This window comes from Acinetobacter sp. YH01019 (assembly GCF_013420285.1).
GTDB classification, from domain to species: Bacteria; Pseudomonadota; Gammaproteobacteria; order Pseudomonadales; family Moraxellaceae; genus Acinetobacter; species Acinetobacter gandensis.
On sequence record NZ_VOYM01000112.1, the window covers coordinates 1 to 6,791 of the forward strand.

General features: G+C 38.6%; 7 protein-coding genes and 1 pseudogene. 4 read left to right on the forward strand and 4 right to left on the reverse strand.

Annotation, left to right across the window (positions count from 1 at the left end; genetic code table 11):
* Positions 1 to 214: 214 nt before the first annotated feature.
* The 4 genes and pseudogenes from FTT84_RS16300 to FTT84_RS16315 all read left to right on the forward strand — a co-directional run bounded on the left by FTT84_RS16300 (position 215) and on the right by FTT84_RS16315 (position 2,909).
* Positions 215 to 721 (forward strand): DUF3465 domain-containing protein, encoded by a 507-nt coding sequence (locus FTT84_RS16300; protein ID WP_180081861.1) that lies wholly within the window; start codon positions 215 to 217, stop codon positions 719 to 721.
* A 161-nt stretch (positions 722 to 882) separates the two neighbouring features.
* A pseudogene (locus FTT84_RS16305) lies at positions 883 to 1,713 on the forward strand (AraC family transcriptional regulator).
* A 237-nt stretch (positions 1,714 to 1,950) separates the two neighbouring features.
* Entirely contained in the window at positions 1,951 to 2,595 is a 645-nt protein-coding gene (locus FTT84_RS16310) for an AzlC family ABC transporter permease (RefSeq protein WP_257223435.1), read from the forward strand.
* Positions 2,592 to 2,909 carry an AzlD domain-containing protein gene (locus FTT84_RS16315; protein ID WP_180081859.1) on the forward strand — a complete coding sequence of 106 codons (318 nt, stop codon included), beginning with the start codon at positions 2,592 to 2,594 and terminating at the stop codon, positions 2,907 to 2,909. Before FTT84_RS16310 ends, FTT84_RS16315 begins: the two co-directional genes overlap by 4 nt.
* Positions 2,910 to 3,002: 93 nt before the next feature.
* Here the strand turns inward: FTT84_RS16315 and FTT84_RS16320 are convergent, their stop codons facing one another.
* The 4 genes from FTT84_RS16320 to rodA all read right to left on the reverse strand — a co-directional run bounded on the left by FTT84_RS16320 (position 3,003) and on the right by rodA (position 6,632).
* Complete coding sequence (locus tag FTT84_RS16320) at positions 3,003 to 3,458, reverse strand: DUF962 domain-containing protein (RefSeq protein WP_180081858.1); 456 nt, start codon at positions 3,456 to 3,458, stop codon at positions 3,003 to 3,005.
* Between the two features lie 168 nt (positions 3,459 to 3,626).
* Positions 3,627 to 4,241, reverse strand: a complete 615-nt coding sequence (locus FTT84_RS16325; RefSeq protein ID WP_067765087.1) for a septal ring lytic transglycosylase RlpA family protein — start codon at positions 4,239 to 4,241, stop codon at positions 3,627 to 3,629.
* Between the two features lie 287 nt (positions 4,242 to 4,528).
* Positions 4,529 to 5,530, reverse strand: coding sequence for a lytic murein transglycosylase B (gene mltB / locus FTT84_RS16330; protein WP_067765084.1), 1,002 nt, complete (start codon positions 5,528 to 5,530; stop codon positions 4,529 to 4,531).
* A 22-nt stretch (positions 5,531 to 5,552) separates the two neighbouring features.
* The gene (gene rodA, locus FTT84_RS16335) at positions 5,553 to 6,632 is read right to left on the reverse strand and encodes a rod shape-determining protein RodA (RefSeq protein ID WP_180081862.1); all 1,080 of its coding nucleotides are present in this window, start codon (positions 6,630 to 6,632) and stop codon (positions 5,553 to 5,555) included.
* Positions 6,633 to 6,791: the final 159 nt, after the last annotated feature.

Genomic DNA, 6,791 nt, shown 5'->3' on the forward strand with positions numbered 1-6,791 from the left:
TCGCAAGAGATGCGATGGATGTCTGGTGATTTGTAGTCATAAATTTTAGTCCCCACTTGTTTTTAAGTGGGGACTAAATTAAGGCTTATAGGATGAATTCATAAGGTGTGTTCAGCGGACGCTTACAGTAAAACTATAAAGAATTGTAGATAAACTGGTGATTGGTTAATTTTCAAAGATATACTTAGCGACAAATATTGAATTTATTGATGTTATGGCGAATAAAACAAATCTAACCATTGGCGGCGTTATTGTTGCATTAGTTGCTGCTTATTATGGAATTGATCTGCAACAACAAAAAACTGAGAATGTGCAGGCGACAGTACCTGACACGCCAAAAGCTGCAACTGAAGTAACAACGCAGCAGACTGAAGAAAAAGTTACGCATGGCACTGAACTAATAGCGCAAGCATATAGCAAGAAGCTGAGTAATGTTCAGGTTGAGGGTTCTGGTAAAGTCATTGCGGTACTGCGTGATGATAATGAGGGTAGTCGACATCAGAAATTTCTTTTGGAATTATCAAATAGGCAGACCTTATTGGTCGCACATAATATTGATTTAGCACCACGCATTGACTCTTTAAACAAAGGCGATACAGTACAATTTTATGGTGAGTATGAATATTCTGATAAAGGTGGTGTGATGCATTGGACGCATCATGATCCTAACGGTCGCCATGCAGATGGTTGGTTAAAGCATAACGGGAAAACATATCAATAATAACGACTAATCATTTTCACAATAGTTCTGATATTGGTTGCAGTGTTTAATCGTCATTTTTTGAAAGTGGTTATAAAATAAAAACTAACAAGAGAGCAATTTTGTTCTATGCAGCTCGAATTTAGACGTTAAAGTAAAATGTTGATGATCTGGAATCGGTTATGCAAGAGAAAGAAGCACATGAATTTGTCGATTATTGGCATATTCAAGAATTAGGCGGACTTGAGCTCCTGAAAGCATCTTATCAGGAAACCGAATTTTCCAAACATACCCATGAAGGTTATTGTATCGGTTTAATTGATGAAGGGGCGCAATCGTTCTTGCGAACTGGTAATTAGCATATTGCACCCAAAGGTGACATTATTTTGGTGAATGCAGATGAGGTACATACTGGTTCATCTGCAGTTGATTCAGGCTGGTGCTACCGTGCAATTTACCCAACCCCTGAAATGATGGCTGAGATCAGTACGGATTTTTTTAAAAGGACGTGGAGTGCTCCGTGGTTCCCGCAAGCAGTTGTGCATGATGAAGGTCTGGCAATCCAATTAAATTTGTTATTTGACTTATTGATTCAACCACAAAATACATTATTTAAAGAAAGCTTATTTTTATCGACCTTGGCTTATTTACTCAGTCGTCATGCAAAGACAAAACCAACATTACAAAATCTGCCAGAAGCACAAAGAAAGATACAGCTTATTCAAGATATCTTAGCAAATGAGCCAGAAAAAGATCACCAATTATTTGATCTTGCAGCTATTGTAGGATTGAGTCCTTGGCATTTATTGCGACAATTCAAAAAATATACGGGCTTGCCACCGCATGCATGGTTGGTGCAATGCCGCTTACATAAATCTTTAAAATTATTAAAAACTGGTCAAGATATCGCGCTTACAGCACAATTATGTGGCTTTTCAGATCAAAGTCATTTTAATCGACATTTTAAAAAAGCCCTTGGTTGTACCCCTGCACAATACATGCTGAATCATTAAGAAGGTTTATCTTAGATTTTTTATAAAATGTTAGGTTTAAAAACAATTACAAGAAATACTCGTCTTAGAAAAAATACTTAAAAGCTTTAACTCAGCAATTTTGTTCAAGTCTTAATACTAAAGCTCATTTTAAAGTATTTGCACACGTATAGAGATGCAATATTTAAAATGAAATACGACACAAATCAGCTCACACCAAATAGAGCCCCTTTGGGCTTTTGGAAAGGGGCGCTGGATATGTTGCCCTTATCATTTGCCGTTATTCCTTGGGGGATATTGGCAGGGTCGGTCGCAATCAATACGGGTTTAAGTGTTATGCAGGCACTTGGCATGTCAGTTTTGGTGTTTGCGGGTGTAGCCCAATTGGTGAGTTTGAGTATGCTGTCAGCAGGTGCATCTATCTTAAGTATTGTGCTGACAATATTTTTCTTAACCAGTCAGCATTTTATTTATGCGTTGCAACTTAGGCATCACGCTCTAAAGCTGCCATTCTTTAAGCGAGTACTGTTGGGTTTTTTCCTGACGGATGAATTGTATGCAACAGCAGTGCTGCGTGAACCAGATTATTCTTACCGTTATTTGATTGGTGCGGGTTTTAGCTTTTATATAAGTTGGGTGGCTTTTAGTGCTGTTGGGATTTACTTAGCCAGAATCGTTCCGGACTTATCCGTGTTGCATTTGGAATTCTCCATTGTGGTTATTTTTATTGTTATGGCTATTTTGGTGATGAGAGATCATTTAGCAATCATAGGAATGACAATTTCTGCATTACTCGCAGTATTTTTTAGTTGGCTTAATTTTGATGCCGCAATCTTAGCAGCGGCGGGTATGATTGGCATGGCAATTACAGCAATGTTGGATATTATGCGGAGCAAGTCATGAGTTGGTACTTATTGTTTGTGTTGACCGCTGTCACTTTTTTTAATCGCTATGTATTTCTTGAACCTAAAACCACGATTCGCTTGCCAAACTTTGCCTTGTATATGTTGAAATATGCTGCACCTTGCTTAATGATTTCAATTGTTAGTCCTGTGATTTTTTTTGAACAGGGTGAGTGGAAAGGGGTATGGGCCAATAGCTATTTTTATGGCGCACTATTGACCATTCTTATCACGTGTATAACTCGAAAATTACTTTTAAGTATTAGTTTAAGTTTGGTGCTTTTCTATTTTTATATTTACGTGGTTTTATTCTAAATAGTATTGAAAAAGCCATATAAAAAATAGGGGGAAAAGCACCTAGAAAGCTGTTAAAAAGCTCTTTTCTTCAAATTAAAATTTAAGTGTACTCTAAATGCTTGTCATTTGCGTTTTTTGGCGAGTTTTCCAATTTGGTAGTACTTTGTTTAGGTAAGTATCCATACACCAAATTGGGCCAATGAGGAGGAATTGAAGATCTTTGAAGAAAGATGGCTTCTTACCTTCTACTTTATGCCCGTAAAACTGCCCAATCCAGGCCAAAATGAATAAGCCAATATAAAATCCGTAGCCTACAGGTAAGACCCAAATTAGCCACACTAAAACCGATGTTAATACAGCCATAGCGACGGCAAGCACGATGTCTAAGCGCGCGTAAAAAATAAAGGCAAGTACTAAAAGAAGCGTTGTAAGTAAAACACTAAAATGTGCCAAGATGCCTACGATTGAAAAATAGATGGTTGGAACGCAAACCCAATGGATTAATTTATTGGTTTGGTTCTGATGGCTTTCACTATATTCATCAAACCATTCACTGATTGTTTTCATGACGATCCTTGATCATGGAAATATTGTTCAAAATATAAACCAGAACTCAGAATGCGTCAAAAATAGAAAAAACCGAAAATGGATATTCAAAATGTGAGGGGGATGAAGTGCTGGAAATAAAAAACCACGCTAAGCGTGGTTTTGTTAAATGCAGTCACTCATTTGGGATTATGAGTTTGGTCCGTCTACACGCTCGATGCTGACATTTGCTGTACCTGCACTAGTAATACCTAATTGCTTTGCAGCACCATAAGATAAATCTAGAACTCGGTTGCCATGGAATGGGCCGCGGTCATTGACTTTCACAACGACACTTTTACCGTTATTGCGGTTGGTTACACGAATAAAGCAGTTGAGTGGCAAGCTACGGTGAGCAGCGGTTAATGCATTCATATCGAATGTTTCACCACTAGCAGTTTTACGGCCATGGAATTGACGACCGTACCATGACGCTGTACCTGTTTGGCTGAATTTACGTACAGTGTTAGACGCAACAGTATTTAACTTTTCAATCACTGAAGGCTCATCTTCAGGGATTTCGATTTTAGCAGCGATTGTTTCACGACGAATTTTATCGCCAGAACGCTCAGTGATTGAAAGGCTACTTAAATTAGTAAAATTTGAATTAAAGCTTTGAGCTTCTTTGTTTAATACACGTGCAGCTAGACGAGAATTATCATTGTCATGATTGAATGACGATGATTGAACCATCTCTGCTTGTGACTGACTTAGGGCTACTGTCGTGGCAACCGCTAAGGCATATTTAATAATCGATGACTGCATTGTTTATCTCCCAATGGCATATTTGTCTGATCCAACTAAGTCGCTGATATCCGTACAAACACGTCTGATATTTCACTTTTGCAACTACATTTAACGAGATGGATAATATTCATGCGCTAACAGGGCTGTCTAGTGTTTAATTAAAATACTTTGAAATTGTCTAAAAAAATAACACTTATTGATCATAAAATGATCAATATTGTAACATTGTATGTAATAAGCGCGAAATTTAGCCATTTTAATTAAAAAAAAGATTGACTTTTATATCTATTGGTAAATCACCAGTCTTATCGACTGGTAATTTCAGTGCCTAAAAGCCACAGCGCTGTCGCATACATACGGCTTTTATTGTAGGTAGTAATGACCTGAAAGTTAGGGTAGGTAATGTAATAAATTGGCCCATAACTATCTTGCAATTGAATGACATTGACTAAATCGAGGTCATCAATTTTTACCAATGGATTCATAGGGGTTACGCCTTGTGCCTTTAAAACACCGTACGGCGTTGGTTGATTTAAATCTTTGGCAATAATTGAATCTGGATTGTTACCTGAGTAGCGTGCGGCAAAGGCAATAGGTTGATTACGCTGCCAACCATAATTTGCAAGGTAGTTTGCAATTGAGCCAATGGCATCTACAGCTGAATTTCGAAGGTCAACATGACCGTTGCCGTCGTAATCCACACCAAATTTTGGAATGTTGCTTGGCATAAATTGAGGATATCCAACTGCACCTGCATAAGAACCCACAACAGAATTGGTTGGAACACCATCTTTATATGACCAAGCGATCAGTGCTGCGAGTTCATCTTGGAAATATTGCGCACGGCGTTCATAGCCGAAACCTAAAGTTGCAAGTGCATCACGGGTAATAAAGTTACCTTTATTGCTGCCATATCCTGTTTCAACACCTAAAATACCGAGAATTACAGATTGTGGTACGCCAAACTGTTGTTCTGCACGATTTAATGTATCTGCATATTGGTTTTTAAAACGCACACCACGTTGAATCGTACTCTCTGCTAAAAAGTTGGTTTTGTATTGATACCAAGGCTTTGATTCACCAGGGCGATTCATAATGTTAATAATGTTGGGCAAGTTTTTACTACCTTGCATGGCCCAGTCAACTTGACTCTCACTTAAACCATAGGTTTGCATGGTATTTTGTTTAAAGGCTGCATAGGCTGGATGAGATTGAAAGTCGTTGGCTTGACAGAAACTAGTCAAAGAAAGAGAACCGACAACAATGCCAATATGTGTAAGTTTTTTATAAAAATTTCGATTTAACATAAATAAAAAAATTCCAATTTCATTAGCGATGAGTATGAATGGCCATCACCTGGCCAAAAGCAGCCATTAAAGTAATGATGGCTGTGCCGCCATAGCTCATAAAAGGTAGAGGAATACCTGTTACGGGTAAGATACCACTGACCATGCCAGCATTCACAAATACATATACAAAAAAAGACAAACCTAGGCCGCCGGCAAGCAATCGACCATAGTTATGGAAACTATTTAAGCCAATTTGCAGAGTACTAAAGATGATAGCGAAATACAGAACAACTAAAATACAGATACCAATAAAACCAAATTCTTCAGAATAGGCCGCAATGATGAAATCTGTATGACCTTCGGGTAAAAAATGCAGATGTGATTGGCTGCCTTGTAAAAAGCCTTTTCCCGACATACCACCTGAGCCAATGGCCGTTTTAGATTGAATAATGTTCCAACCCGCACCTAAGGCATCTGCTTCAGAGTCAAATAAAGTCATGACACGTTTTTTCTGATAATCCTGTAGTAAAAACTCCCAAGTGAGAGGAATGAGTACAGCAACGGCACCGAGTGCACTTCCAATCATCCACCATGGTAAGCCACTAAGAAACAATACAAATATACCGCTTGCAAGGACTAAGGCAGATGTACCTAAGTCGGGTTGTTCTGCAATTAATAAGAAAGGGACACCCACTAATATCAGCGCAATAAAGATCTGTTTAAACTTTGGTGGAAGAGCATACTTGGATAGATACCATGCCATCATCATCGGCATGCCAATTTTCATAAATTCACTGGGTTGAACACTTGCAACACCGGGTATGCTTAGCCAACGCTGCGCACCCATACGCACTTCACCAACCAACATGACTGCAATTAGACAAAGTAAACCGAATACATAGAAAAAAGGGCTGAAAGTCTGATAAACCTTAGGTGGAATCTGCGCCAGACTAAACATGACAACCAAGCCAATGGCGAAACTTATACTCTGTCGAATGACCATGCTGATATTTTGACCAGACGCACTATATAAAGTCACTAAACCGAGTGCCGCATTTAAAATGATAAATGTGGTTAACCACGGATCGATATGCAAACGATTCCATATAGAAGGTTGCATCGCGGTACTTAAGCCATCTCGTGGTGCTTGACGGTAAGCGTCCGCTGAACACACCTTATGAATTCATCCTATAAGCCTTAATTTAGTCCCCACTTAAAAACAAGTGGGGACTAAAATTTATGACTACAAATCACCAGACATCCATCGCATCTCTTGCGA

What these genes read in the sequence shown, in the direction of transcription:
- rodA (WP_180081862.1), bottom strand. Translation starts at nt 6,632, where the DNA reads ATGCAACCTTCTATATGGAATCGTTTGCATATCGATCCGTGGTTAACC.
- FTT84_RS16315 (WP_180081859.1), top strand. Translation starts at nt 2,592, where the DNA reads ATGAGTTGGTACTTATTGTTTGTGTTGACCGCTGTCACTTTTTTTAAT.
- mltB (WP_067765084.1), bottom strand. Translation starts at nt 5,530, where the DNA reads ATGTTAAATCGAAATTTTTATAAAAAACTTACACATATTGGCATTGTT.
- FTT84_RS16320 (WP_180081858.1), bottom strand. Translation starts at nt 3,458, where the DNA reads ATGAAAACAATCAGTGAATGGTTTGATGAATATAGTGAAAGCCATCAG.
- FTT84_RS16300 (WP_180081861.1), top strand. Translation starts at nt 215, where the DNA reads ATGGCGAATAAAACAAATCTAACCATTGGCGGCGTTATTGTTGCATTA.
- FTT84_RS16310 (WP_257223435.1), top strand. Translation starts at nt 1,951, where the DNA reads ATGTTGCCCTTATCATTTGCCGTTATTCCTTGGGGGATATTGGCAGGG.
- FTT84_RS16325 (WP_067765087.1), bottom strand. Translation starts at nt 4,241, where the DNA reads ATGCAGTCATCGATTATTAAATATGCCTTAGCGGTTGCCACGACAGTA.